Genomic DNA, 25,052 nt, shown 5'->3' with positions numbered 1-25,052 from the left:
GATCTGCACGCGCGTGGGGCCGTCAGTCGGGCACCGTGACCTTCATGGGCAGCACGCGCTCTCGGTGGTGCTCCTCGTGCAGGTCACGCCGCCGGGCGTGCAGCAGCTGCGCGAGCGTGACGACGCCGAGCACTTCGTCCGGCTCCTCCCGGCTCACCACGCGGGCGCGGGTGACGTGGCCCAGCGCGAGCTTGTTCGCGACCTCGCGCAGCGTCTCGTCGGGGAATGCGGTGACGGGCCCGGGCGCGGTCTCCCCGGGCGTCATGACCTCGTGGACGAAGAACGTTTCGAGCGGGTCGGTCGTGTACTCGCGGGTGAGGTGCAGGCGCCGCCGCGCGATCTTCTCCGTGAGCACGGAACGCTTGAGCAGCAACACGGACAACGCGTACGCCGACACCGACGCGACCACGAGCGGCAGCAGGTAGCTCCACGCGTGGGTGAGCTCGAGCGTGAAGACGATGCCGGTCAGCGGTGAGCGCATCACGCCACCGACCACCGCCGCGAGCCCGCACGTCGCCCAGAACCCGGCCGCGAAGTGCGGCAGCAGCGCTCCTTCCGCGGCCCCGAGCGCGGCGCCGATCATGAACACCGGCGCGAGCACGCCACCCGAGGTGCCGGAGCCGAGTGACAGCGCCCAGATCAACGTCTTGACCACGAGGATGCCCACGATCAGCTGTGTGGTGGCCTGGCCCGTGAGCAACTGGTCGATCACGTCGTAGCCGACGCCCAGGGCGTGGGGCTCGATCAGGCCGCCGGCGCCGATGATCAGGCCGCCGATCGCGGGCCACCACATCCAGTGCACGGGAACGCGGGCGAAGAGGTCTTCGGCGAAGTAGACCAGCGCGGTCGCGCCGATCGCCAGCAGACCGCCGGTGATACCGGGGATGAGCGCCAGACCGTCGGCCAGCGGGCCCGGGTCCGGCACGGCGGGCACTCCGAAGACGGGCCCGTTGCCGAGCAGGTAACCGCGCAGCACGGTGCTCACCGCGACGGCCGCCACCACCGGCACGAGGCTGCGCGGGCGCCATTCGAACAGCAGCAGTTCCACCGCCAGCAGGATCGCGGCGAGCGGCGCGTTGAACGTCGCCGCCATGCCACCCGCGGATCCCGCGACGAGCAACGTCTTGCGCTCGTCGGCGCTCAGTTTCAGCAGCTGCGCCAGAATCGACCCGACGGCGCCGCCGGTCATGATGATCGGCCCCTCGGCCCCGAACGGTCCGCCCGTCCCGATGCTCACGGCCGCCGACACGGGCTTGAGCACCGCCACCCGCGGCGCCACGCGGCTCTCGCCGGTGAGGATCGCCTCGATGGCCTCGGGCATGCCGTGGCCGCGGATCTTCTCCGAGCCGTACCGCGCCATCACTCCGATCACCAGGCCACCGACCACAGGCGCGACCAGCACGAGCCACCACGGGTGGTGCACCGCGCCCGGCGCCACCAGATCCGTCGCAACGCGTTGGTAGAACACGAGATTCGTGATCAGGCCGATCAGCTTCAGCAACGCGAAGGCCGCGACCGCACTCGCCGCCCCCACGAACAGCGCGAACGCCGTGATCAGCAACATCCGCGGCCGCACACTGAAGTCACCCAGGTGCGCCGCCCGCCCCGGCGCGTTCACAGCCGCCCCGGCCCGGCCGACGGCACCAGCGGCGCCTGCTCCGCCGCCGCCAGCAGATTCTCGACGGCGGTTGCCGCCTGCTGCCGGTTCTCCGGGCTCAGCTGTCCGAGCAGCGCACCCAGCGCCTCGTGCCTGCGCTCGATCACGTCGTCCACCACCGCCTGTCCCGCCCGGGTGACCTCGACCGTCACCACCGTCCGCCGATGCTCGTCCTCCCCGCGGCGCACGTAGCCGTGCGCCTCGAGCTTGTCCGCCAACCGCGTCACCGACGACGCGTTCACACCCATCGCCCCCGCCAACCGCGAACACGGCACACACCCCAGGCTCGCCAACACGACCAACAGGCGCACCTGCGGAAACGTCACCCCTCGCGGCGCCGCGTGGGCGCTGTCCCACGCCACCGCCACGAGCACCCGGGTCAGCCGCTCGAGGCGGTCGAGCTCGGAGTCTTGCACAGGGCAAAACTTGCTATAAGCAAGGTCTTGGGGTCAATGGCTCCGTGGCCGGTGTCACCCGGGGCACCGTTCGAGATGCACAACCGGGCCGACACCGGGTATGTCGTGCCGCCGTCCGGTCGGCCTGAACCCCACTCGCCGGTAGAACGCGAGCGCCCTCTCATTGGCGGCACCCGTCCAGACCTGCACCCGAACTTGGCCGCGGCTCACCGCCTGCCGCCCGATCTCGGCGAGCAGCGCCGTTCCAACGCCGGCGCCCCAGCACTCCGGGCGCACGAAGACCATCGAGAGGTGGCACAGACCAGGCAGCACCGGTCCTCGACCATCGTCCGCACGACCGGCCTCGGCAAGCGCCATCCCGACCACCCGGTCACGGACCACGGCCACCACCAGGAGCGCCCCGGGTTCGGCCAGCTTCACCCCGACCCTGGCCACCCGCTCGGAACCCGGCACTTTGCCCCGCGCCACATTGGCCACACGCCAGCACTCCCGCGCCCCATCGCGATCACCGGCTCCAGTAGCGACACGGACTTCGACCATGCGGCCATCCTCGCCCGTCGCCCCAGCCGCGGCCCAGGTCAGCCATCTTCTCCGCGGCCCGCTTCACCCGCACCCACCACTCACCAACCGCCCACACCACCCAGCCACACATCCAACGCGCCGCGCCCCACCCACCAAACCCTCAGCCGCCCACACCACCCAGCACGGCACCCAACCGGCGCGCCCCACGAACCAACTCCCACCCGGCGAACCAAACGAACCCCGTACCAACCATCCCCGCACCCTTCCCCCGGCCGGCCTCCGATTCTTTTCCCCACCGTCGTCACAATCAACAATCGGGGTGCCCACCCCACACCCCCAAGCGCAATGGTGTGCGCAGCACGCCGAGCCACCAACCCCTTGGACTCACCCCCAGGCGACGCGGAGGTGAGCCCGGTGGAGAACCACCCCTTCCGGGGCAACCCCGGAACGCACCACATCACCCGATCACGGCGCCCCACGCGAGGGCGGCACGCTGCGCGTACAAGACCGCGCGGATGAACGGAGAAAGAGTCACCCCCGCGTCGCCACTCAAGCCGCAACAACCGCGAGACCCAGCCCCGCTCGATCCCCTCCCGCCGGTCTGGCGCTGGCCCGTCCCCCGCTGGGCCACCTTCGAAGCCACCGCTCAAGCCCTCGACCTCACCCCCGGCGAACTCGCCTGGTTCGCTGACGCCCGCCACTGGAACGACCGCGCCCGCCCACCCCTGCGTCACTACGAACACCACTGGATCCCCACCAAATCCGGCAGCATCCGCCTGATCGAACGCCCCAAACCCCGCCTGGCCGAGCTACAACGCAGAATCCGCCGGCACGTCCTCACCGCCCTCCCGGTGCACGACGCCGCCCACGGCTTCCACCCCGGCCGCTCGATCATCACCTGCGCCGAACCCCACCTCGGCCAAAACGTGGTCGTCCGGATGGACCTGCAGCACTTCTTCACGACGATCTCCGCCAGACGCATCGGTTCACTGCTCGAACTGGCGGGCTACCCACCCGCCGTTGCCCAGGCGCTGGCCGGGATTCTCACCACGACGACCCCACCGGACGTCCTCCGCGACGCGCCCCGCGAAATGCGCGAGCAACTGAACAAGCCGCACCTCCCCCAGGGCGCACCGTCGTCACCGGCGATCGCCAACGCGGTCACCAACCGCCTCGACCGGCGCCTCACCGGGCTGGCCGCAAAACTCGGCCTCAACTACACCCGCTACGCCGACGACCTGGCCTTCTCCGGCAACGCGATCCTCCACCGCCTGCTGCCCGGCGTCCGCCGCATCGTCACCGACGAAGGATTCCGCCTGAGGGACAACAAAACCTCCATCGCCGCAAGGCACCAGCAGCAGCGAGTGGCCGGCCTGGTCGTCAACGCCAAAACCGCAGCACCGAGAACGCGCTACGACGACCTGCGCGCCACCCTGCACAACTGCGCCACCACCGGCCCGCGAGCGCAAAACCACGCCGGCCACCCCGATTTCCGGGCGCACCTGCGCGGCCGCATCGCCTGGATCGCCGCGACGAGCGCCCACCGAGGTGCCAAGCTGAAGGAGCTCTTCGACCGCATCGATTGGAGCTGAGCCATGGAAAACGTTTTCGACGTCCTCGCCGCCCTTGAGCGGCTGCCCGAATCAGCCGACACGATGCTGGTCGACGAGTACTTTGTGGACAAACCCACGGCCAGCGCGCGCATCTTCCGCATCTACCGCGAACTGCCGTTGCACTACCACACGGAGTGCGACGAGCACCTGTACATCCTCAGCGGCCGCGGCACGTTCCACCTCGACGGGGAAGAGTTCGAAGCCCGGCCGGGCCTGCTGTTGCACTTCGAGAAAACGAAGGTCCACGGTTTTCCGCGCATCGGCGAGCACCCGCTCGTGGTGCTGTCGGTGGACGTGCCGCGGCGCCGCCCCGACGACGTGGTCTTCGTGGACCCGGCACAGGGCGACGCCGGCACGTTCATGGCGCGCAACGCGCCGGAAAAGCCGCGCTGAGCAAGAGAAAACGCGTTACGCCAGCAGCGGGCAGAGCGTGCGCTCGAGCTCGGCCCACGAGCCGACCGGTGCGGCGCCGGGGTCGATGTCGCGGGCCTGGATGTCGCCGGCGCGCTGGGCGATGTCGAAGCGGTCCTCGCGCCACGCGTAGGCCAGCAGGTCGTCGTACTGGGCGCGGGGCAGCCACCCCTGCTCACGCCCGACCTCGAGCCGCATCAGGTGGATCACGAGTTCCACGCTGCTCGGGTCCAGGCCACGCAACCGCCGGGCGAAACCCTGCGCCGCGTCGAGGTTGCCCTCGCGAAACGCCGTGTAGGCCAGGAAAAGCGCCGTCGCGGCCAGCACGTCGGAGCGGTGCACCCCACCCTCGGCCGCGAGGTGCTCGGCGATCCGGAAGCTGCGGCCTCCCTCGCCGGCGCCACCGTCGGACTCCACCGCCTCGGCCAGCGCCCGCCGCTGGCTCGTGAGGTAGTCGTTCTGCAAATGAATCGTGTTCACATTCACCGAAACCCCTCCCCTCAGCCGGGTTTTCACCCGACTGCTCCGCTACACAGGATGTTACGACCGAAGGCCAGATACATCGAATGCCCCAACCCCTTCCTCCGTTAGAAGTTTGATAGTCACGAAGTGTGCTCACAGAACGGCAATCTTGCCCGTCCAACCGGCCGAACGGAGTACCTTCGGGCAAGATCGACGACACGCCAGACAGCAGCTCGGACAAAACGTCCACCCTCGCCCATGTGGTCACGGCGCTGGTCAGTTCTCCAGGTCCGTCCACCTTTTGGTAAACGTTGGTTCGGCAGGGCAACGCCGGTTCCCGTAACGACCGGTCGGCACGCAAGCACACACCGATGACCACGATTACCGTTCGGCAATGACGACCACGGTGTTCCACGGAGGCCGCGTCTTCACCGCCGACGCGGCAGGCACGATCTGCTCGGCCCTCGCCGTGTCCGGCGGCCGGATCGCGGCCGTCGGCGGCGATAGGGCGGTGGAGCCGTTCCTGCGCAAAGCCGACGAAGTGGTGGATCTCGCCGGCGCACTTCTGCTGCCCGGGTTCGGCGACGCCCACGTGCACCCCGTGCTGGGCGGGCTCGAACGGATCCGCTGCGACCTCTCCGGCGCCGAGACCGCGGAGGCGTACGCGCGCATCATCGGCGAGTACGCCCGGGCGCACCCCGACCGTGAGTGGATCCTCGGCGGTGGCTGGGCGATGGAAGCCTTCCCCGGCGGACGCCCGCACCGCGCCGCGCTCGACGCCGTCGTCGGTGATCGCCCCGTGCTGCTACCCAACCGCGACCACCACTCCAGCTGGGTCAGCACCGCCGCCCTCACGCTCGCCGGCATCGGCCGCGACACCCCCGACCCGGCCGACGGTCGCATCGAGCGCGACGCCGAGGGCGAGCCCACTGGCCTGCTCCACGAAGGTGCCGCCGATCTCGTGGCCCGCTTCGCCTCGGCGGACACGCAGGAGGACCTCGACGCCGCCCTCGCCGAAGCCCAGCGCCACCTGCACTCCCACGGGATCACGAACTGGCAGGACGCCTGGGTCGCGGTGCCGGGCGCCGGGCCGAACGCCCACACGTCCTACCTGCGCGCCGACCGCGCCGGCACGCTCACCGCGAAAGTCACCGGCGCGTTGTGGTGGGACCGCTCGTGCCCGCCCGAAGGCGTGGCAGACCAGGTCGCGAGCCTGACCGCGATCCGCGCCGCCACCGCCGAGCAGTGCCGCACCTACCGCACACCCTCGGTGAAGGTGATGCAGGACGGCGTGGTCGAGACGTTCACCGCCGCCATGCTCGAGCCCTACCTCGACGCGCACGGCCACCCCACCGGCAACCGCGGCCTCGGCTTCCTCGACCCCGAGCTGCTGCGCGACGTCACCCAGGCCCTCGACGCCGCCGGCTTCCAGATCCACTACCACGCGATCGGCGACCGGGCGGTGCGCGAAGTGCTCGACGCACTCGAAGCCGCCGCCGCCGTGAACGGCGCCTCGGACCACCGCCACCACTTGGCCCACCTGCAGGTGGTGCACCCGGCCGACGTCCCGCGCTTCCACCGCCTCGGCGCCACGGCCAACCTCCAGGCGCTGTGGGCCGCGCACGAACCGCAGATGGACGAGCTCACGCTGCCCTTCCTCGGCTCTCCGCGCGCCGGCTGGCAGTACCCGTTCGGCGATCTGCTGCGGACCGGCGCCGCACTCGCGATGGGCAGCGACTGGCCGGTGAGCAGCCCCGACCCGCTCGCCGCCATCCACGTCGCGGTGAACCGCGTCCTGCCCGGCGCGCGGACGCCGCCGCTCGGGCCGGACCAAGCGCTGCCGCTTGCGACGGCCCTGCGCGCCTACACCGCGGGCAGCGCCGCTGTGAACCACCTCGACGACACCACCGGTTCCCTCACCGTCGGCCTCGCCGCCGACCTGGTCGTGCTCGACCGCGACCCGTTCGACGGCCCGCGCCGGGAAATCGGCGAGACGCGGGTGGTGCGCACCTATGCGGACGGCGTCGAGGTGTATCGGACCTGACACCGACAGCCGAAGGTGCCGACCACCCAGGGTGAAATCTTGTCGGCCGAACGGGTGACATCGGGCGTTGTCAGGACTGAGGTGCGGCCGAACGGGTTAGCCGAACGCCACCCGACTCCGCCAGAGGAGAGCCCGATGCCGATCCGCGTACTGATCAGCCACGAGAGTGCCGCGATCCCGTGCGAGACGTGCGGCTACCCCACGTTGCACGTCGCCCATCTCGTGACCCCCGAAGGCCAGTGCATCGGCCGCAAGCTCGTGTGCACGTTGTGTCGGGACCAGGAAGCCGCCGCCCAGAAGCTGTCCGCTCGCTGAGCTCAGGCCACTCGCCGGCTCTTCGCCTCGTGCAGCCCCAGCATCTCCAGCAGCAGCGCGCAGTCGTCGGTGTCCCGGGCATTCGACGCGACGGCGAGAGCCGCCTTGCGCCGAGTTTCTTCGTGCTGCGCAACGCTTTCGTCGGTCAAGAGGTCTGCCGCCGGGTGCAGTCCGGCGCCGAGATCACGCATGCCTTCCCTCCCAGCCGGGTGAATTTCCCTTCCGGTCCCGATCTACCCGGGTGCGCGCGGGGCCAAACGCCATCACAGCCAATCGCGGCGCTTGAACGAGGCGTAGAGACCCACCGAGAGCAGCACGATGGCCACTGTGGACACCCAGAACCCCGAACTGGTCTGGAACCCCGGGTACGGCACGTTCTGCCCGTAGAACCCGGTCACCGCCGTGGGCACCGCGATGATCGCGGCCCAGCTGGTCACCTTCTTCATGATCGTGTTGAGCCGGTTGCCCTGCAGGTTCAGCTGCGTCTCGCGCACGGTCGCCACCAGATCGCGCAACGACTCGGTCCACTCCGACGCACGCAGCACGTGGTCGTAGACGTCCTGGAAGTACGGCATCATGACACTGTCGACCAGGTGCTGGTCACGCCGCATCACCGTGTTCACGACCTCGCGCATGGGCAGCACCACCCGGCGCAGCGCCGTGAGGCTCTTGCGCAGCAGGAACGAGCGGCGCTGCAGCTCGCGCTGGTCGGGGCGCTCGGCGAACACGAGGTCCTCGAGCGCTTCGATCTGTTCGTCGAGCGCCTGCACGCTGTCGAAGTGCCCGTCGACGATGTAGTCGAGCAGGCCGTGCAGCAGGAACGCGACGCCCGACTTCGCGAGGTCGGCCGAGGAGTCCCAGCGCTGGGCCACGGCATCGATGTCGAACCCGTCGTCCTTGCGCACGGTCACGAGCGCCTGCTTCGTGACGAACGCGGCGAGCTCCGACTTCGTGACGACGCCGGTGTCCACGTCGAAGTGCGCCGAGTACGCGATGAGGAAGGAATGCGTGTCGTAGCGGTCGAACTTGGGCCGCTGGTGCTCCTCGGCCGCGTCCTCCATGGCCAGCGCGTGCAGGCCGAGCTCGTCCCTGATCGCCTCGAGATCGCTTTCGGTCGGCTCGCAGAAGTCGAGCCAGACGGTGGTGGCCGGGTCCCGCAGGTGGTCGGAGATCTCCTCCACCGGGAAGTCCTCGTCGACCAGCACGCCTTCGCGGTAGACCCGCGTGTGCGCCACGTCGTGCCACCTTCCGCCGGGGTTCGAACGTTCCGCCGAAAAGTACCCGCCGCCGTTCCCGGCCGAACCCACCCCGCGTCCGCCGATGGTGTTGTGTGACTGGCCTCACCCCGCGGTCTGCGGCACGGTGCACCCATGCACGCCCACCACCCCGTCCGCACCGCGCTGGTGGGGCTCACGGTGCTGACCCTCGGCGTCGTCACCGCGCTCAACGCCCGGAACCTGCCGGTGCTCGGCGACGGCACCACCTACGCGGCCGAGTTCACCGAGGCCGCCGGGCTGCGCGAGGGCAACGACGTGCGCATCGCCGGCGTCGAGGTCGGTCGCGTGTCGGCGGTGACGCTCGACGGCGCCCGCGTGCGCGTGGCCTTCGAAGTCAGTCACGCTTGGCTCGGCGACGCCACCACCGCGGCCATCAAGCTGAAGACCGTGCTGGGCCAGAAGTACCTCGCGCTCGACCCCGCGGGCACCGGCTCGCTCGACCCGGACGTGCCGATCCCGAGCTCGCGCACCACCGTGCCCTACGACGTGCTCGACGCGTTCCGCGAGCTCTCCGCCACCGTCGACGGCATCAACACGGCGCAGCTGGCGCACAGTTTCGACGCCCTCGCCACCACCTTCGCCGACACCCCCGCCGACGTCCGCGTGGCGCTCAGCGGCCTCTCGCGCCTGTCCGACACCCTCGCCTCTCGCGACGCGCAGCTGACGTCGCTGCTGGCCAACACCCGCACCGTCTCCTCGACCCTGGCCGACCGCGACGCCGAAGTACAACGGCTCTTCGCCGACGGCAACCGCCTGCTCGCCGAGGTGTCCCGACGCGAGTCCGCCATCTCCACCCTGCTCGACGGCTCGCGGCGCCTCGCCACCGAGCTCTCCGGCCTCGTCGCCGACAACGACCGCACACTCGGTCCCACGCTGGCCGACCTCGACCGGCTCACGTCCTTGTTGCAGCGCAACCAGGATTCCCTCGCCCGCGGGGTGAAAGCGCTCGCGCCGCTCCTGCGGCTCGGCACGAACCTCACCGGCAACGGCCACTGGGTCGACGGGTACCTGTGCGGTCTGGTCCTGCCCTCGATCGGGCCCGTGAACGAGGACGGCTGTTTTTCGCGTTAAGGCGCCTGGTACCCCGGCACCCCGGTGATGCGCACGGTCACCTGGTTGTCGTTGTAGGTGTAGGCCTCGTAGGTGAACTCGACGCCCGTCTTCTCGACGTGTTCCATCCACGCGCGGTACTCGTGGCGCTTCCAGCCGGGGAAGTTGAAGAACTCGTCGAAGTGCACGATGCTGCCCGGACGCAGGCGCGGGCCGACGTTTTCGAGCACCGTTTTCGCGGAGCTGTAGAGATCGCCGTCCACGTGCAGGAAATCGACGTGGCCCGGGTGCTTTTCCAGGAATCCCGGCAGGCTGTCGTTGAAGAGGCCGACGACGAGTTCCGCGCCCGGCACGTCGGGCAGGTCGTCGCGGGCGAAGGCGCCGGCGGGCATGCCGTTGAGCCACGCCTCGGGCAGGCCTTCGAACGAGTCGAAGCCGTAGACCTCGACACCGCCGCGGGCGGCCGCGATGGTGCGCAGCGTGTTGCCCGACGCGACGCCGAACTCCAGCGCCATGCCACCGGTCGGAGCCAGCGACAACGCGAATTTGAGCGTCTCGGGCGGGCTGCCGAAATGTCGAGCGCCGATGAGGTTCTCGCGGGCGAACACGTTGCTCTCGAGCGCCGCGTCCTGGTCGCCGGCGTACACGATGTCGCGGCGGCTGCGGATTTCGAATTCCACCACCCGATCGAGCAATCGGTCACCCTGGCGGACGATCTCCTCGCGAAGCTCGTCGCGCATCCGGTTCAGCTGATCGGTGTAGGGGTCGTGCAGACGGGTGGCGACCCGGCGCAGCACCAGAGCGGCTCTCCGCCGCAGAGCCTCGCCCAGAGTCCTTGCCGTGAAACGATCTTCGTGCGGCTGGGTCATCCCGGGACGATATACGTCAACCGGGCACCACAACGACCCGACGGGTTTACCGGCGGGTAACGGCAAGCGTCCACTGTGTACCGATGAGCGGACTGGTGGCTGCCCGTGCTCCGAACGTCACCCGCCGCACCCCGGTTGGCAGCTTGCCCGAAACCCCCGGACCCGACCATGGGATGGTGGCGACCATGACGAACCGAATGTGGTGGGCCTGGCAGACGGTCCGCTCGGCCGCGATCGCGTACCGCACCGGGCGCAGGCGGGCCCACGACTGACCCACCCCGAGGCTCAGCGCTCCGGTGAGTCCCCGCCGCCCTGCTCGGCCAGGAAACGTTCGAACTGCGAGCCGAGCTCCTCGGCCGTCGGCATGTGCTCCTGCGACTCGGCCAGCAGGCTGTCGCGGCCCGAGGCCTCGACGAACGTGTCGTACTGGCGCTCCAGCGCCCGCACGACGTCGGCGACCTCGTCGGACTCGGCGACCTGGCGGTCGATCTCGGCCGTGGCGACCTGGGCGGCCACGCGCAGCTCGCCGTCCGGCAGGTGCAGGCCGGTGGCGCGCTCCACGGACTCGAGCACGAGCAGCGCCGCCGACGGGTAGGCCGACTGCGCGAGGTAGTGCGGCACGTGGGCGGCGAAGCCCATCGCGTCGTGGCCCCATTCGCCGAGGCGGTACTCCAGCAGCGCGGAAACGCTCCCGGGCACCTGCATGCGGTTGGGCAGCGGCTGGTGGTCGCCGCCGATGAGGCTTTCGCGCGTGGCGTGGGCGGTGACGCCGAGCGGGCGTGTGTGCGGGGCGCCCATCGGGATGCCGTGGAAACCGACGGTCAGCCGCACACCCCAGCGCTCGACCAGGCTTTTCACGGCGGTGGCGAAACGCTCCCACTCGTGGTCGGGCTCGGGGCCGGACAGCAGCAGGAACGGGATGCCGTCGGTGTCGTGGAGGAGGCGAACGGCCAGCTCAGGAGCCTCGTAGTCTTCCCAGTGGTCCACCGCGTAGGTCATCGGCGGGCGGCGGGAGCGGTAGTCGATGAGGCGGTCGACGTCGAAGCGCGCGATGACGCGGTTCTCGACCTCGCTGGTCAGGTGGTCGGCGACGAGCCTGCCGGTGGAGCCCGCATCCATGAAACCGTCGAAGAAGTGCAGGAGCACGGCTCCGTCCAGGTCGGGGACGTCCGAGTCCACCTCGTACAGTTCCTCGGGATCGAATCCCACCGGATCCTCCTGCTGATAGCTGTCGTGCACAGGCCTCCTCAGGTGGAACGCGGCACTGCCGTGAATCCATCCCGCCCGCGGCCGAAATAGTACTGTGCCGATCGTTACCAACCGACCACAGCCACGGCCGATTGGCTTCGCGGCAACGGTTACGTGTCGTGTGGGGGCCGGCCTGCTTCTGGCCGGTTGGTAACGCTCCCGCACTCACCGGGGACCCGGATCGGGGCGCAGTGACACCTGTCGTGGCCAGGATCACGGCGGTTCGGGCACGCTGAGCAGGTGACCGCAGAAGAACGGACCGCGCTGAGCCTGAGCCTTCGGCCACCCGAGCACCGGGTGAGCCGCAAGGCCATCGGCCACTGGACGGCGTCGGCCGCGATCGGCTGGCTCGTGGTGATCGGCGTGCACACCGTGGTGGTGGCGACGAGCGACGACCCGCCGTCGTGGCTCTCCGTGACGTTCGTGGTCTGCTGCGTGCTCGGGCCGCTGCACCTGCTCGTGATGCCGCAGTGGCGCTACCGCGTGCACCGGTGGGAGGTCACCGCCGACGCCGTGTACACGCAGGCCGGCTGGCTGAAACAGGAGTGGCGGATCGCGCCGATCTCGCGGATCCAGACCGTGGACATCGAACGCGGCCCGCTGGAGCAGCTGTTCGGGCTGGCCCGGATCACCGTGACCACGGCGTCGGCCGCCGGGCCGCTGCGGATTTCCGGCCTCGACCACGACCGGGCCGTGGCGCTGGCCGACGAGCTCACGCGCACCACGCAGGCCGTGCGTGGTGATGCGACGTGAGCACGGCGTTGCCGCTCACCGAGGACTCCGCGGAGGGCACGGCCGAAGCCCCGTGGCACCGGCTCGACCTGCGGATGCTGCTGATCCGGCCGGTGCTCGACCTGGTGCGGTCGCTGCCCGTGCTCGTCGGCGCGCTCGTGCTGGGCTCGGGCAACAGCTGGCAGTGGATCGGGCTGGGGTTCACCGCTCTGACGATCGCCGCCGGCATCTCGCACTGCCTCACCTCGCGCTATCGCGTCACCGCGACGCAGGTGGAATGGCGCACCGGGCTGCTGCTGCGCAAGCAACGGGCCGTGCCGCGCGACCGGATCCGCACCGTCGACGTGGTCTCGGAACCGAAGCACCGGCTGTTCTCCCTGGCCGCGGTGCGGATCGGCACCGGCCGGCATTCGCAGGGCAAGGGGCCGGGCAAGGACGAGCTGGTGCTCGACGCGGTCCGGCGCGAGGAAGCGCAACGGTTGCGCACACTGTTGCTGCACCGGAAAACGCCCGACGTCGCCGCCCCGCCGGAGCAGCTCGTCGCAGCGGTGGACCGGAAGTGGCTGCGGTACGCGCCGTTCACGCTGTCCGGGATCGCGGTGGTGGGCGCGATGCTCGGCACCGTCTACCACTTCGCGCACGAGCTGAACCTCGACCCGGTGCGCTACGGACCGCTGCGCGACCTCGCCGACCGCGTGGCCCAGGAGCCGCTGTGGCTCACGGTGCTTTCGGCCGCGATCGGGCTGCTGGTGCTCGTGTCGGTGCTGTCAGTCGGCGGTTACGTGCTGTCGTTCTGGAACTTCCGGCTCACCCGTGAACCGGGCGGCACGCTGCACATCCGGCGTGGGCTCGTGACCACGCGGTCGGTGTCGATCGAGGAGGACCGGCTGCGGGGCGTCGAGCTGAAGGAGCCGCTGCCGTTGCGGCTGGCCGGGGGCGCGAAGTGCGTGGCGGTGGCCGCCGGCCTGCGCGAGGGCAAGGGCGCCGACAAGGGTGGCGGGCTGTTGCTGCCGCCCGCGCCGGTGGCCCGCGTGCGTGAGGTCGCGGGTGAGGTGCTGGGCGAGGACGTGGCGGGCGCGGCGCTCGTGCGGCACCCGAGGCAGGCGTTGAACCGACGGGTGACGCGGGCGTTGACGAGCGTGCTGGTGCCGGCGGCGGCGCTGTTCCTGCTGGCGTGGGCCGGGGCGCTGCCGGACTGGCCGTGGCAGCTGGCGCTGGTGCTGGTGCCGTTCGCGGTGCTGGTGGGCTGGGATCGTTACCGCACGCTGGGCCACGCGCTGACCGGCCGCTACCTCGTCACGCGTTCGGGCTCGCTGGCGCGCACGACGGTGGCCGTGCGGCGCGACGGGCTCACCGGGATCGTCGTGTCCCGCTCGTGGTTCCAGCGGCGCGCCGGGCTCGTCACGGTGGTGGCGCCCATCGCGGCGGGCCGCGGGCGCTACCACGTGGTGGACGTCGGCGAGAGCGACGGCCTCGCGCTCGTCGACGCGACCGTGCCGGGACTGCTCACGCCGTTCCTGGTCGCGAAAGGTGCCGATCACCCGCGGTGAATTGAGCGCGGGCGATTGTTGTGGCGCTGTGGTAATTTGCTGACTTGTCGTGTTCGCGAGTCGGGTCGCAGACCACGAAGAGGATTTCGAATGCCGCCGTCGGAAGAAAGCTCGGCCGGGCCTCGCCGAACGGCAGGCACGAGTAGTTCGCGCAAGGTTCTGCAAGTGCTGCTCGCGTTTTCCGAGCACCGGTGGGAAGCGAGCGTCGCCGAACTGGCCGAGGTGATCGGCAGCCCGGTCGCCACCACTTATCGGTACGTGCAGCTCCTCAAGGAACTGCAGCTGCTCGAAGAGGCTCGCTCAGGCCGCTACCACGTCACCAGCCAGGTCATGCCGCTCGCGCGCGCCGCGCGGCTGGCCAACGACGTCGCCCGGATCGCCCGCCCGACCATGGAGGAGGCCTCGCGCGAGCTCGGCGAGACGATCCTGCTGTTCCAGCACTTCGGCGACCTGGCCGTGTGCACCGACCGGGTCGAGTGCGACCGCGCGATGCGCTTCACGTTCCAGCCCGGGCACTCCATCCCCCTCGGCGCGGGCGCGACCGGCAAGATGCTGCTCGCCCTGCTGCCCGACGTCGAACGCGAGCAGCGCGTCGCGGAGATCGCGCGCGAACACGGGATCGAGGTGCGGGAGGAGCTGAAGCTCGCGCTGGCGAACCGCTACACGCAGAGCTGGGGCGAGATCGAAGACGGCGTGTGGGCGTGTTCGGTTCCCGTGGAAACGGGGCGGGCGCGGCCGAGCGTGCTGTCGCTCGTCGGGCCTGCCGCGCGCATCAGCGACGCGGCGCGAGCCGAGGCGATCAGTGCGTTGCAGGTGTATGCGGAGCGTATCCAGAAAGCAGTTTCGTCGTATTCGGTGTAGCGGGTAGGAATGGCGGATGATCAGACTCGCCCGGCCCGAGGATCTGTCCGTGCTCGGTGCGATCGAGGTCGCCGCCGGGGAGCCGTTCCGGGACATCGGGATGGCGCCGGTCGCCGATGACGAACCGTTTTCGGTGGCTGAGCTGGAGCCGTACCAGGCCGACGGGCGGTGCTGGGTGGTCTCGCTCGGCTTCGTGGTGGCGTACCTGATCGCGGACGTCGTGGACGGCAACGCGCACGTCGAGCAGGTGTCGGTGCTGCCGTCCTTCGCGCGGCGCGGGCTGGGTCGGGAGCTGCTGGCGGTGGCCGGGTCGTGGGCCTCGGCGAGGGGCCTGCCGGCGGTCACGTTGACGACCTTCCGCAACGTGCCGTGGAACGCGCCGTACTACGAGCGACTCGGCTTCCGGGAGCTACCGGCGGCGGCGTGGGGACCGTCGTTGCGGGCCATCCGCGCCGCCGAAGCGGCCCGCGGGCTGGACCGCTGGCCGCGCGTCGCGATGATCCGCTGACCAGCGCCGTTACCCCTCCGGGGGACTTGCGTCGCCCAGCAGGGGGACCCGATTTGCGGGCGGCTTCGAACACGTGTTCTACTGGTCGGGCCGGCCCCGGAGGGGGAAGCTCCGCGGGCCGGCACCAGGGGTTTTCTGCGTTATGGAGGCACGCGTGGCAGTCAAGATCACCCACCTCACCAACGGCCAGCAGGTGCGCTTCGCCAACGCCGACGGCGCCCGCCGCTACGCCGAAATCATGGGCGGCGGCGTCGACAAGTGGGCGTTCACCGATGTCACGGGCGAGTCCGGGGTGCCTGGGCTGCCTGGGGTGCCTGGGCTGCCTGGGTTGCCGAAAATGTCGGGGTCGGTGGTTAACGTGCCGGTATGGCGTATGACTTCCAGGTGACCGTGGACTCCGCGGAACCGCACACCCAGGCCGATTGGTGGGCCGAGACCCTCGGCTGGACCGTCGAGCCCAGCGACGAGGCCTTCATCCGCGAGATGATCGCGAAGGGCTACGCGTCGGAGGACGACACCACCGTGCACCGCGGCACCCTGGTCTGGCGCTCGGGCGCCGCGATCTCCCACCCGGAGACTTCGCGGCGCGTGCTGTTCCAGGAGGTGCCGGAGGGGAAGACGGTGAAGAACCGCCTCCACTTCGACGTCCGCGTGGGCGGGGCGGAGAACATGGAGGAGGAGTTCGCCAAACTCCAGGCCCGGGGTGCGACGTTCCTGCACCGGGGGTCGCAGGGACCGAACCGGTGGATCACGCTGGCGGATCCGGAGGGGAACGAGTTCTGCATCGGGTGACGGGGCTGGGCCGGTTGGTTTGCCACCGCGGGCTGACCGTCACCCCCTCGGGGCCGAGGCCGGGGGCAACATCGGGATGGCTGGCGACGCCGAGACTTGCCACTCCGCACCCGACCTTGCCGTCGCGCGACGCGACTTGCCACGCCGAGTGGCGCCTTGCCACTCGGGTCGGCGTCATGCCAGGCACATCGGTGTTACGGCAGGCGAGTTGGCGGTGTGGCCAGGTGCGTTGGGTCTTGCCAGATGCGTTGGGTCTTGCCAGGCACGTTGGGATCCTGCCGGCCAAGAGCTCGGCTTGCCGCTGAAGTCGAAGTCTTGCCACTCGGAACTGAGTCTTGCCCACAAGGGCGGCAAGTTTCATGCGAGGAGTGCGAAAAACCTGCCACTCGTAGCGGGATCTTGCCGGTCACGTTCGGGCCATGCCAGTGAGTGCGGGATCTTGCCAATCGCGTCGGCGTCTTGTCACGTGAGGCCATGCAAGGCGATGGCCCGTCGCGGCGAGAACTCACTTGCCGTCCTGGAGGTGGGTGTGGGGGGATGCGTGAGGTCGGCCGGTGATCGCCGGTGCGATCTGTCCGGTGGTGGGAGGGACCGTACGGCATGACGTCCACGCGAGCGACCCAGCTGAATTCCCGAGCCGGCGAGTTCAGTGCTGTGGCACTGCGCACCATCAAAACCGAGTTCCCCAGCGACATCCGCACCACGATGCGCTTTCCCGGGGACTTCCCGAACCGCCCGAGGGACCTGTACCCCGCCTTCCACGGTTGCTACGACTGGCATTCCTGCGTGGAGATGCACTGGCTCCTGGTCCGCCTGCTCCGCACCACCCCGGACGCCATCCCCGCAGGCGACATCACCGCCGCGCTCGACGAGCACCTCACCGCCGAAGCGCTGGCGGGCGAGGCGGAATCGTTTCGTACCCACGGATCGCGGGCCCGGCCGTACGGTTGGGGCTGGGCCCTGATGCTGCACCACGAAATCGCAACCTGGGACGACCCTGCCGCTCGATCGTGGGCGGCGAACCTCGAACCGTTGTCCGAAGCGGTCACCGAGGCCTTCCTGCGCTGGTTGCCCAACCAGATCTACCCGGTGCGGACCGGCGCGCACAACAACAGTGCCTTCGGCCTCTCGCGCGCGTTGCCTTACGCCAGAAGCCGCGCCGAAGCGGGCGACGGCAAGTTGCTGGCCGCCATCGGGGACGCGGCCGAGCGGTGGTTCAGCAGCGACGCCGACTACCCCGGGCAGTGGGAACCCTCCGGCGCCGATTTCCTGTCGGCCGCCCTCACCGAAGCCGAGCTGCAGGCGGCCCTGCTGCAGCCGGCCGAGTTCGTCGCCTGGTTCGACCGGTTCCTTCCCGATCTCCCCGACGCGCTCCTCACCCCCGCCACCACCTCCGACGACAGCGACGGCCAGCTCGCCCACCTGCACGGCCTCAACCTCAGCCGCGCCTGGTGTTGGCTGCGGCTCGCCGACAGTCTGCCCGCGCAGGACCCACGGGTGCCGCTCATGCGCGCCGCCGCGGAAACCCACGCCACGCCGGAGCTCGACCACGTCAGTGGGAGCGACTACCTGGTCGAGCATTGGCCGGCCTGCTACGCCGTCCTGTACCTGACCGCCCGGCCATGACGGAAGCCGCACCCATCGGCCCGCACGGTCTGGGGCACCTCGACAAGGTGACCGAGACCGCCGCAACCGAACCCTCAGCCCCGCAACCGAGCCAGCGCCGCGGGAACCGCCGCCGCCAGGAGATCGAGTTCCGCCGACTCCGCGACCAACGGCGGAGACACCACGATCCCCTTCGCCACCGGCCGCACCAAGACACCCTCTTCGCGCACCAGCCGCTGCAATCGCCCGGGCGCACCCGGGTCAACAGCCAACAGGTCGGCCGAAAGCTCCACCGCCGCCAGGAACCCGAGGCCGGCTCGGACCTCCCCCACCAACGGGTGCGAAGCCGCCTCCGCCAGCGCGTCCGCCAGGGGCTTCTCCAGTTCCTGCCCGCGCAGGATGAGGGCGTCCTTCTCGTAGATGTCCAAAGTGGCCAGTGCCGCGGCGCACGCGACGGGGTGCCCGGCATACGTGGCTCCGTGCCGAAGCACCGGCGCGCCCGGCGAGCCGGTGAAGAAGGGCGCCGCGACCTCCGGCGAGACCAGCAGCGCGGCCAAGGGAATCGTGCCGCCGGTGAGGCCCTTGGCGGTGGTGACCATGTCCGGCCGGACGTCCCAGCGGTCGATGCCGAACCAGGTGCCGAGGCGGCCGAACGCGGCGATCACGCAATCGGCGACGAAGAGCACGCCGTGGCGCCGGCAGACCTCCGCCGCACCTTCCAGGTAGCCGGGCGGCGGGAGCAGCACGCCGCCCGCGCCGATCACCGGTTCGCAGAAGAAGGCGGCGACCCGATCGGCGCCGACGCGCAGGATCTCGGCTTCCAGGTCAGCGACGCTGTCGTAGGCTACGTGCGAGAAGCCCGGCGCCAGCGGCCCGAAGCCTTCGGCGTTCACGGCGATCCCGCCGACCGCGGTGCCGAAACCGTGCGTGCCGTGGTAGCCCTGCGTGCGGCCGATGATGTGGGTCTTCTCCGGGCGTCCGGTGTGGGCGAAGTGGGCGCGGGCGATCTTCACCGCCGTATCAACGACGTCACCGCCGCCGGAGCCGAGGAAGATCTTCGAGCCGGGCACGGGCGCGAGCGACGACAGCCGGGCCGCGAGCTCCAGCGCCGGCTCGTTCGCGTAGTAGCCGAACAGGTTGTAGGAGTCCAGTTTTTCCAGCTGCGCTGTCACGGCCTGGGTGATCTCGGGCCGCCCGTGGCCGAAGTTCGCGTACCAGAGCGAGGCCGTGGCGTCGAAGTAGCGGCGGCCGGCGTCGTCCCACACGTAGGAGCCCGAGCCGCGCGTGATCACGAAGCGGTCGCCGTCCACGGCGCCCATGTCCGCGAACGGGTGCCACAGCGGGTTTTCCATGCGAATCCTCCTTGTCACGACGAAAATTCCGCGATCTCGGCTTCCGAGTAACCGAGTTCCGCCAGCACCTCGGCGGTGTGCTGGCCGAGCACCGGCGGTGCCGACGTCGGCCGCGGCTGCGTGTCCGAGGCCTTCACCGGGAAGCCGGTGCCGAGGTAGGTGCCGATGGTCGGGTGCGGTAGCCGCACGACCTGGTCGCGCGCGGCGGTCCACGGGTCGGCGTACACGTCGTCGATGTCGTTGATCGGCGCGGCCGGGATGCTCGCCGCGTCGAGCGCTTTCATCCAGTCGTCGACCGTGCGCGTGATCAGCACTTCTTCCAGCAACGCGTTGAGCTCGTCCCGGTGCGCGGCGCGGGCGGCGTTCGTCACGAAGCGCGGGTCCGAAGCGATGTCGAGCCCCACCACACCGCAGAACGCCCGCCACAGCTTCTCGCTGCCGACGGCGATCACGAGCCAGCCGTCCGACACGTGATAGGCCTGGTACGGCACGATGCTCGGGTGCGCCGAACCCATCCGGCGCGGCCGCGGCTTGTCGTAGAAGTGCGCGCCGGCGGCGTAGCTGTGCCAGGCGAGCTGCGCGTCGAGCAGCGAAACGTCGAGGTACTGGCCGCGCCCGGTCGTGTGCCGGGCCTGCAGCGCCATGAGCACGCCGATGATCGCCCACGTGCCGGCGTTCAGATCCGCCACGGGCAGGCCCACCTTGGCGGGCGCGCCGTCCGGCTCGCCGGTCAGCCCCATCACGCCGCCGAGCGCCTGCGCGACGAGGTCGTACCCCGGCCGGTCGCGGTAGGGGCCTGTCTGGCCGAAGCCCGTGATCGACACGTGGATCAGCCGCGGGTTCAGCTCGGACAGCGAGGCGTACGACAGGCCCCACTTCTCCAGCGTGCCCGGGCGGAAGTTCTCGACCAGCACGTCCGCGTTGGCCACCAGCCGGCGCACCGCCTCGCGGCCGCGCTCGGACTTGAGGTCGAGCACGATCCCGCGCTTGTTGCGGTTGGCCGCCAGGAAGTACACGGCCTCGTCGCCGACGAACGGCGGGCCCCACAGGCGCGTGTCGTCACCGTGGCCGGGCGGCTCGACCTTGACGACGTCGGCACCCATCTCGCCGAGGTACTGCGTGCAGTACGGCCCCGCCAGGATCCGGGACAAGTCGACGACCTTGAGACCGTCGAGCGGGCGGACCTCGGGCATGGGCGGCTCCTCGGGGCGTCGTCGCGGACCTACGCCTCCCTTTCTACCTCCCGGCCAATGGATTACCTACCAACGGCCCATTGACGTGAAGCGTTCACTCCTGTTGATTTCTGAGTAAATCTGTGCTGCTTTGAGTAGTTCAGGAGGAATCCATGCGTCGTCTTGTGAGCCTGCTGGCGGCAGCCTGTCTGACCACCGGCCTGGCCACCGTCCTCACCACCGCGAGCGCCGAAGCGGCGCCCAGCCCGTTCGCCGCCCAGCAGGAGTCCGGCACACTGCCGCCGATGGGCTGGAACAGCTGGAACAAGTTCGGCTGCGACATCAACGAAGAGCTCATCCGCGAGACCGCCGACGCGATCGTGGCCACCGGGCTCAAGGACGCCGGCTACCAGTACGTGAACATCGACGACTGCTGGGCCGAGCAGAACCGCAACGCCGAGGGCAAGTTCGAGCCCAACCACGAACGCTTTCCCAGCGGCATCAAGGCACTGGCCGACTACGTGCACGCCAAGGGCCTCAAGCTCGGCATCTACACCAGCGCCGGCACCCAGACCTGCGCGAAGACCATGCCCGGCGCTCTCGATCACGAGGACGTCGACGCGCAGACCTTCGCCGATTGGGGCGTCGACTACCTCAAGTACGACAACTGCAACAACGAGGGCCGCCCCGCCATCGAGCGCTACACGAAGATGGGCGAAGCGATCAAGAAAACCGGCCGTTCGATGATCTACGCGCTGTGCGAGTGGGGCGAGAACCAGCCGTGGCTGTGGGGTAAGACGTCGGGCGCGCAGCTGTGGCGCACCACCGGCGACATCAGCGACAACTGGACCAGCATGACCGGCATCCTCGACCAGCAGGTGGGGCTCGAGAAGTATTCCGGGCCCGGCGGCTGGAACGACCCCGACATGCTCGAGATCGGCAACGGCGGCATGACCGACGCCGAGTACCGCTCGCACTTCGCGCTCTGGTCGCTGATGAACGCGCCGCTGCTGGCGGGCAACGACGTGCGCTCGATGCCGGCCGCGACGAAGCAGATCCTGGCGAACAAGGACATCATCGCCCTCGACCAGGACTGGGCCGGCGTGCAGGGCCACAAGGTCCGCGACGACGGCGACACCGAGGTGTGGACCAAGCCGATGTCCGACGGTTCGGCCGCCGTGGTGCTGTTCAACCGGGGCATCTCCGCGGCGACGATGGCGAGCAGCGCGGCGGAGATCGGGTTGTCCGGACGGGATTTCCGGGTGCGGGACCTGTGGACGGGTGCGGAGACGGAGAGTGCCGGGACGCTGCGCGCGACCGTGCCGAGCCACGGGTCGGCCGTGTTCCGGGTGTGGCCCGCGAAGTTCCCGGCCGCGGCGCCCGCGGCGACGCTGTCGCTCGACGCCGGCTCCTACTTTCCAGCAGGCAAGCCGTTCACGGCGAAGCTGCGCCTGACCAACGACGGAAGCACGCCCCTGGTTGCGGCACACGTCACGGTGTCGGCACCTTCGGGGTGGCAGCTCGAAGGGCGTGGCGACGTGAGTGTGCCTGCGGTCGCACCTGGTAAGGCGTGGGAAAAGTCGGTGACGGTGAAGCCCGTGAAGCCGGGTGCGCAGGTCGCGATGTCGGCGACAGCCACGTACTTCACGGGCTGGGGCCGGCGCACCTTGTCGGCCGGCGCGAGCGGACCGGTCGTGACGCCGTTCGCGCCGGGGGTGACGCCGATGTCGAAGGCACCGTTCCTGCTGACCGAAAACGGCTGGGGGCCGGTGGAGCGCGGCACCAGCAACGGCGAGAACCAGGCGGGTGACGGCAACCCGATCACGATCAACGGGCAGGTGTATGCGGATGGGCTCGGGGCGCACGCGCCGTCGCTGGTCCGGGTGTACCTGGGTGGCGGATGCCAGACGTTCCACGCCGTGGTGGGCCTCGACGACGAATTCGCCACCGGCAGCGTGACGTTCGAGGTGCGCGGTGACGGAAAGACGCTGTCCACTACCGACGTCTTCCGCCACGGCACCGCCGCGCAGCCGCTCGACGTGCCGGTGAACGGGGTACAGGCGCTGGACCTCGTGGTCACCGATGGTGGCGACGGGAACAACACCGACCACGCCGACTGGGCCGACGCGACGGTGACGTGCTGACTCGGTCCGAACCATTCCCCCGCGCCACGCCGTCGCGGGAGAATACGGCATGGCGTCGACGGAGGCCCTGCCGGCCGAACACTGGATGATCACCGCGACCCGCAACGGGAAACCGCTGCCGGAAGTGGTGGTGCGGCGGTGGGTGTGGTTCTGCGACCACGCCCGCCGCAGCCGCATCCACTACGTGACCACGGAGTTCGTCGGCGTGGCCTGCGCCGCGGCGGTGCCGGTGTTCGCGGCGCTGCGGTGGGACGTGGCGTTCAGCGCGATCGCCGGCGCGCTGGTCCTGATCGCGACGACGATCCGCACGGTGCTGGGCTTCCACGACGACTGGATCGAGTACGTGCGCCTGCGCTTCTCCCTGGAACGCGACGCGACGGCGTACCTGTACAAGATCGCGCCCTACGACGTTCCCGACGAGGAGGCTGTGCGGGTGCTGGTAACCCGGCACGAGGAACTCACCGGCGAGCTGCGCGACGGCTGGTTCGCCCGGAGGAAGAAGCTCGGCGACGGAGGACCGGCGATCAAGCCGCCGGCGTGAGGTTCAGCGGATGCCCAGGTGGTTCGACAGCACCGCGCCCGTCGAACCGCCACGGCGTCGAGCTCGCGGCCGTGGCGAGCGCCGTAGGCCTCGCTCCAGTCCGGTGTAGACGGTCCCTTCGGCGTGATCCGCCGGCGGCCCCTCAGCGAGGCTTGCGCGGCCACCGGGGCGAGGTGTTGACCGGCGGTTTCAGCTTCGCGCGCACCACCAGCACGTTGGGCTCGCCGGACTCGATGAACTCGCTCAGCAGCCGCCGGAACGCCCGCCCGAAACCGGACACGCGGTCGGCATGCACCCCGAACGACCGCGCCAGCCCGACGAAATCCGGGCTGTCCCAGTCGACCCCGCGGTGCGGCAGACCTTCCTGGCCCTGGTCGTAGCGCAGCATGCCGTACCCGCCGTCGTCGACGACCACGACCGTCACGGGCAGCTGCTCCTCGGCGAGTGTGGCGAGATCACCCACGCCGTAGAGGAAACCGCCGTCGCCGGTCACGCAGACGATCCGGCCGTTCCCGCCGGCGGCGGCGCCGAGCGACGCGGGGAAGCCGTAGCCGAGCGTGCCCCAGCCCATGGGGTAGGCGAGCTTGCGCGGCGCGCGCACCCGGTGGAACCCGCCGACCCAGTACCCGGCCACGCACATGTCGGTGACCAGCATCGAAGTCTCCGGGAGCACTTCCTCCAAAGTGGACAGGAAATCGGCGGCCTGCGGCTCCTCGGTGCGCACGCGCTGGCGCACGCGGCGGCCGATCGACGCGAGCCGCACGGTCAGCTCGTCGAGGCCGGAACGACTCGCGGGCTTGAGCGACTCGACGACCCGGCGGGCATCACCCACCAACGTGATGTCCGGTTTGTAGTTCTTCGCCGCGTCGAAGGCGTCCACGTTCACGGCGATGAGCTTGCGCGGCGCGGGCATCAGCCAGTTCTGCGTCATCAGGCCGTCGAAGTCGGTGCCGATGGCGAGCACCACGTCGGCCTCGTCCCACAGCTCGCCGACTTCCGGCGCGTGGACGGGATTCGGGGCCAGGCAAGGGTGATCGAGCGGCAGCAGCCCGCGCGCGGCGAACGTGGTGATCACCGGCGCGGCCAGGCGCTCGGCCAGGTTGCCGATGGCCTCGCCCGCCTCCGACCGCAGCGCACCACCACCGGCCCAGATCAGCGGACGCCGGGCGTTGCCCAGCAACTCGGCCGCGCGGGCCAGGTCCGGCAGGTCGAGCACCCGCTCGGCCAGCGGCTTCGGCGGCCCGCTCGGCTCCGAGGTCTCGCGCAGGTAGTCGGTCGGGATGCCGAGGTACACCGGGCCCGTCTGCGGCATCAGCGCGAGCCGCGACGCGCGGTGCACGGTGGTGCCGATCTGGTCGGCGCGGTGCACCGTGAACCCGGCCTTGGTCACGGGCGCGAACATCGCCTGCTGGTCCGAGGTTTCGTGCAGTACACCGCGCACCACACCGGGGCGCTTGAGCGTGGACGGGATGTCGGTGGCGACCACCATGATCGGCGCGGCCGAGGCCATCGCCTCGCCGACGGCGCCGAGTGTGTTGGCCGCGCCCGGCCCGGTCGTGACGAGCGCGACCCCGAGTTTTCCCGTGGCGCGGGCATAACCGTCGGCCGCGTAGCCGGCGGTCTGTTCGTGCCGGACACCGACGATCCGGATTCCCGTTTCCGCCAACGCCTCCCACAGCGGCAGGTTGTGCACACCCGGGAGCCCGAACACGACTTCGGTCCCGAGTGCCTTCAGCGCGTCGCCCAGATGCTGAGCACCAGTCCGTCCTGCCACGGCTGTCACTGTATCCACCGCGCGGAAAGCACCGCACGGTCGTCACCGGACACCGTTTGTCACCAGCAATTATGTGGTGCCGGGCAGAGAACGGCGCATCGTGCGTAGACTCGGGCTCCGGGGAGCGCCGATGCCCC

At 70.2% G+C, this 25,052-nt stretch carries 25 protein-coding genes; 14 read left to right on the top strand and 11 right to left on the bottom strand.

From position 1 onward, the window contains the following. Positions 1-22 precede the first annotated feature (22 nt). From ACWEOE_RS21595 to ACWEOE_RS21585, 3 genes are read right to left on the bottom strand one after another with little or no spacing between them, the layout of a single operon-like run. Entirely contained in the window at positions 23-1,564 is a 1,542-nt protein-coding gene (locus ACWEOE_RS21595; RefSeq protein WP_452011844.1) for a chloride channel protein, read from the bottom strand. 50 nt (positions 1,565-1,614) lie between these two features. Then, positions 1,615-2,073 carry a MarR family winged helix-turn-helix transcriptional regulator gene (locus tag ACWEOE_RS21590; protein ID WP_452011841.1) on the bottom strand — a complete coding sequence of 153 codons (459 nt, stop codon included), beginning with the start codon at positions 2,071-2,073 and terminating at the stop codon, positions 1,615-1,617. A 54-nt stretch (positions 2,074-2,127) separates the two neighbouring features. Continuing rightward, on the bottom strand, positions 2,128-2,613 hold the full coding sequence (locus ACWEOE_RS21585; RefSeq protein ID WP_452011838.1) for a GNAT family N-acetyltransferase: 486 nt from the start codon (positions 2,611-2,613) through the stop codon (positions 2,128-2,130). A gap of 497 nt (positions 2,614-3,110) precedes the next feature. Here ACWEOE_RS21585 and ACWEOE_RS21580 point away from each other — a divergent pair, with 497 nt between their 5' ends. Then, on the top strand, positions 3,111-4,187 hold the full coding sequence (locus ACWEOE_RS21580; RefSeq protein ID WP_452011835.1) for a reverse transcriptase family protein: 1,077 nt from the start codon (positions 3,111-3,113) through the stop codon (positions 4,185-4,187). A 3-nt stretch (positions 4,188-4,190) separates the two neighbouring features. Continuing rightward, positions 4,191-4,601: a cupin domain-containing protein gene (locus ACWEOE_RS21575; protein ID WP_452011833.1), complete on the top strand. Its 411-nt coding sequence runs from the start codon at positions 4,191-4,193 to the stop codon at positions 4,599-4,601. Positions 4,602-4,616: 15 nt separating this feature from the next. On the opposite strand, the gene ACWEOE_RS21570 is transcribed toward ACWEOE_RS21575, so the two are convergent. Continuing rightward, positions 4,617-5,105 carry a hypothetical protein gene (locus ACWEOE_RS21570; RefSeq protein WP_452011830.1) on the bottom strand — a complete coding sequence of 163 codons (489 nt, stop codon included), beginning with the start codon at positions 5,103-5,105 and terminating at the stop codon, positions 4,617-4,619. Between the two features lie 370 nt (positions 5,106-5,475). Here ACWEOE_RS21570 and ACWEOE_RS21565 point away from each other — a divergent pair, with 370 nt between their 5' ends. Beyond that, on the top strand, positions 5,476-7,125 hold the full coding sequence (locus ACWEOE_RS21565) for an amidohydrolase (RefSeq protein ID WP_452011828.1): 1,650 nt from the start codon (positions 5,476-5,478) through the stop codon (positions 7,123-7,125). Positions 7,126-7,260: 135 nt separating this feature from the next. Next, positions 7,261-7,440 carry a hypothetical protein gene (locus tag ACWEOE_RS21560; RefSeq protein ID WP_452011826.1) on the top strand — a complete coding sequence of 60 codons (180 nt, stop codon included), beginning with the start codon at positions 7,261-7,263 and terminating at the stop codon, positions 7,438-7,440. Between the two features lie 2 nt (positions 7,441-7,442). Here the strand turns inward: ACWEOE_RS21560 and ACWEOE_RS21555 are convergent, their stop codons facing one another. Continuing rightward, positions 7,443-7,631, bottom strand: coding sequence for a hypothetical protein (locus tag ACWEOE_RS21555; RefSeq protein ID WP_452011823.1), 189 nt, complete (start codon positions 7,629-7,631; stop codon positions 7,443-7,445). A gap of 72 nt (positions 7,632-7,703) precedes the next feature. Next, entirely contained in the window at positions 7,704-8,675 is a 972-nt protein-coding gene (locus ACWEOE_RS21550; RefSeq protein WP_452011820.1) for a magnesium transporter CorA family protein, read from the bottom strand. 135 nt (positions 8,676-8,810) lie between these two features. Here ACWEOE_RS21550 and ACWEOE_RS21545 point away from each other — a divergent pair, with 135 nt between their 5' ends. Then, on the top strand, positions 8,811-9,788 hold the full coding sequence (locus ACWEOE_RS21545; RefSeq protein WP_452011818.1) for an MCE family protein: 978 nt from the start codon (positions 8,811-8,813) through the stop codon (positions 9,786-9,788). On the opposite strand, the gene ACWEOE_RS21540 is transcribed toward ACWEOE_RS21545, so the two are convergent. Together ACWEOE_RS21540 and ACWEOE_RS21535 are read right to left on the bottom strand one after the other, a co-directional pair. After that, positions 9,785-10,636, bottom strand: coding sequence for a class I SAM-dependent methyltransferase (locus tag ACWEOE_RS21540; RefSeq protein WP_452011815.1), 852 nt, complete (start codon positions 10,634-10,636; stop codon positions 9,785-9,787). The two genes, ACWEOE_RS21545 and ACWEOE_RS21540, sit on opposite strands and share 4 nt — an antisense overlap. Positions 10,637-10,921: 285 nt before the next feature. Further along, entirely contained in the window at positions 10,922-11,845 is a 924-nt protein-coding gene (locus tag ACWEOE_RS21535) for a proteasome assembly chaperone family protein (protein WP_452011813.1), read from the bottom strand. A gap of 279 nt (positions 11,846-12,124) precedes the next feature. On the opposite strand from ACWEOE_RS21535, the gene ACWEOE_RS21530 reads away from it, so the two are divergent. From ACWEOE_RS21530 to ACWEOE_RS21500, 7 genes are all read left to right on the top strand, one after another. Then, positions 12,125-12,637, top strand: coding sequence for a PH domain-containing protein (locus tag ACWEOE_RS21530; protein ID WP_452011811.1), 513 nt, complete (start codon positions 12,125-12,127; stop codon positions 12,635-12,637). Between the two features lie 74 nt (positions 12,638-12,711). Then, the gene (locus tag ACWEOE_RS21525; RefSeq protein WP_452012155.1) at positions 12,712-14,166 is read left to right on the top strand and encodes a PH domain-containing protein; all 1,455 of its coding nucleotides are present in this window, start codon (positions 12,712-12,714) and stop codon (positions 14,164-14,166) included. Between the two features lie 165 nt (positions 14,167-14,331). After that, complete coding sequence (locus ACWEOE_RS21520; protein WP_452011809.1) at positions 14,332-15,027, top strand: IclR family transcriptional regulator; 696 nt, start codon at positions 14,332-14,334, stop codon at positions 15,025-15,027. Between the two features lie 16 nt (positions 15,028-15,043). Next, positions 15,044-15,535 (top strand): GNAT family N-acetyltransferase, encoded by a 492-nt coding sequence (locus ACWEOE_RS21515; RefSeq protein WP_452011807.1) that lies wholly within the window; start codon positions 15,044-15,046, stop codon positions 15,533-15,535. A 154-nt stretch (positions 15,536-15,689) separates the two neighbouring features. Beyond that, a complete protein-coding gene (locus tag ACWEOE_RS21510) occupies positions 15,690-15,923 on the top strand; it encodes a hypothetical protein (protein ID WP_452011805.1) in 234 nt (77 codons plus the stop codon). Then, entirely contained in the window at positions 15,902-16,327 is a 426-nt protein-coding gene (locus ACWEOE_RS21505) for a VOC family protein (protein ID WP_452011803.1), read from the top strand. The genes ACWEOE_RS21510 and ACWEOE_RS21505 overlap by 22 nt, the downstream gene beginning before the upstream one ends. 600 nt (positions 16,328-16,927) lie before the next feature. Then, on the top strand, positions 16,928-17,953 hold the full coding sequence (locus tag ACWEOE_RS21500; protein ID WP_452011801.1) for a DUF2891 domain-containing protein: 1,026 nt from the start codon (positions 16,928-16,930) through the stop codon (positions 17,951-17,953). Positions 17,954-18,027: 74 nt separating this feature from the next. On the opposite strand, the gene ACWEOE_RS21495 is transcribed toward ACWEOE_RS21500, so the two are convergent. Both ACWEOE_RS21495 and ACWEOE_RS21490 read right to left on the bottom strand, forming a co-directional pair. Further along, on the bottom strand, positions 18,028-19,284 hold the full coding sequence (locus ACWEOE_RS21495; RefSeq protein WP_452011798.1) for an aminotransferase family protein: 1,257 nt from the start codon (positions 19,282-19,284) through the stop codon (positions 18,028-18,030). 14 nt (positions 19,285-19,298) lie between these two features. Beyond that, a complete protein-coding gene (locus ACWEOE_RS21490; RefSeq protein ID WP_452011796.1) occupies positions 19,299-20,477 on the bottom strand; it encodes a CaiB/BaiF CoA transferase family protein in 1,179 nt (392 codons plus the stop codon). A gap of 152 nt (positions 20,478-20,629) precedes the next feature. Here ACWEOE_RS21490 and ACWEOE_RS21485 point away from each other — a divergent pair, with 152 nt between their 5' ends. Continuing rightward, on the top strand, positions 20,630-22,600 hold the full coding sequence (locus ACWEOE_RS21485; RefSeq protein ID WP_452011794.1) for an NPCBM/NEW2 domain-containing protein: 1,971 nt from the start codon (positions 20,630-20,632) through the stop codon (positions 22,598-22,600). Positions 22,601-22,649: 49 nt separating this feature from the next. Continuing rightward, the gene (locus tag ACWEOE_RS21480; protein ID WP_452011792.1) at positions 22,650-23,141 is read left to right on the top strand and encodes a DUF4231 domain-containing protein; all 492 of its coding nucleotides are present in this window, start codon (positions 22,650-22,652) and stop codon (positions 23,139-23,141) included. Between the two features lie 142 nt (positions 23,142-23,283). Here ACWEOE_RS21480 and ACWEOE_RS21475 read toward each other — a convergent pair whose 3' ends face one another. Continuing rightward, complete coding sequence (locus tag ACWEOE_RS21475) at positions 23,284-24,915, bottom strand: thiamine pyrophosphate-binding protein (protein ID WP_452011790.1); 1,632 nt, start codon at positions 24,913-24,915, stop codon at positions 23,284-23,286. Positions 24,916-25,052 lie beyond the last annotated feature (137 nt).

This window comes from Amycolatopsis sp. NPDC004368 (assembly GCF_053602515.1).
Note: the sequence above shows the minus strand (reverse complement) of the source record. Positions and strands in the feature narration are given on the sequence as shown.

Bases quoted from the DNA above. Each gene is read 5' to 3' on its own strand.
- ACWEOE_RS21500 (WP_452011801.1), top strand. From the start codon at position 16,928: ATGACGTCCACGCGAGCGACCCAGCTGAATTCCCGAGCCGGCGAGTTC.
- ACWEOE_RS21505 (WP_452011803.1), top strand. From the start codon at position 15,902: ATGGCGTATGACTTCCAGGTGACCGTGGACTCCGCGGAACCGCACACC.
- ACWEOE_RS21555 (WP_452011823.1), bottom strand. From the start codon at position 7,631: ATGCGTGATCTCGGCGCCGGACTGCACCCGGCGGCAGACCTCTTGACC.
- ACWEOE_RS21560 (WP_452011826.1), top strand. From the start codon at position 7,261: ATGCCGATCCGCGTACTGATCAGCCACGAGAGTGCCGCGATCCCGTGC.
- ACWEOE_RS21565 (WP_452011828.1), top strand. From the start codon at position 5,476: ATGACGACCACGGTGTTCCACGGAGGCCGCGTCTTCACCGCCGACGCG.
- ACWEOE_RS21580 (WP_452011835.1), top strand. From the start codon at position 3,111: ATGAACGGAGAAAGAGTCACCCCCGCGTCGCCACTCAAGCCGCAACAA.
- ACWEOE_RS21595 (WP_452011844.1), bottom strand. From the start codon at position 1,564: ATGTTGCTGATCACGGCGTTCGCGCTGTTCGTGGGGGCGGCGAGTGCG.
- ACWEOE_RS21480 (WP_452011792.1), top strand. From the start codon at position 22,650: ATGGCGTCGACGGAGGCCCTGCCGGCCGAACACTGGATGATCACCGCG.
- ACWEOE_RS21575 (WP_452011833.1), top strand. From the start codon at position 4,191: ATGGAAAACGTTTTCGACGTCCTCGCCGCCCTTGAGCGGCTGCCCGAA.
- ACWEOE_RS21490 (WP_452011796.1), bottom strand. From the start codon at position 20,477: ATGCCCGAGGTCCGCCCGCTCGACGGTCTCAAGGTCGTCGACTTGTCC.
- ACWEOE_RS21525 (WP_452012155.1), top strand. From the start codon at position 12,712: ATGCTGCTGATCCGGCCGGTGCTCGACCTGGTGCGGTCGCTGCCCGTG.
- ACWEOE_RS21540 (WP_452011815.1), bottom strand. From the start codon at position 10,636: ATGACCCAGCCGCACGAAGATCGTTTCACGGCAAGGACTCTGGGCGAG.
- ACWEOE_RS21545 (WP_452011818.1), top strand. From the start codon at position 8,811: ATGCACGCCCACCACCCCGTCCGCACCGCGCTGGTGGGGCTCACGGTG.
- ACWEOE_RS21515 (WP_452011807.1), top strand. From the start codon at position 15,044: ATGATCAGACTCGCCCGGCCCGAGGATCTGTCCGTGCTCGGTGCGATC.
- ACWEOE_RS21585 (WP_452011838.1), bottom strand. From the start codon at position 2,613: ATGGTCGAAGTCCGTGTCGCTACTGGAGCCGGTGATCGCGATGGGGCG.
- ACWEOE_RS21485 (WP_452011794.1), top strand. From the start codon at position 20,630: ATGCGTCGTCTTGTGAGCCTGCTGGCGGCAGCCTGTCTGACCACCGGC.
- ACWEOE_RS21495 (WP_452011798.1), bottom strand. From the start codon at position 19,284: ATGGAAAACCCGCTGTGGCACCCGTTCGCGGACATGGGCGCCGTGGAC.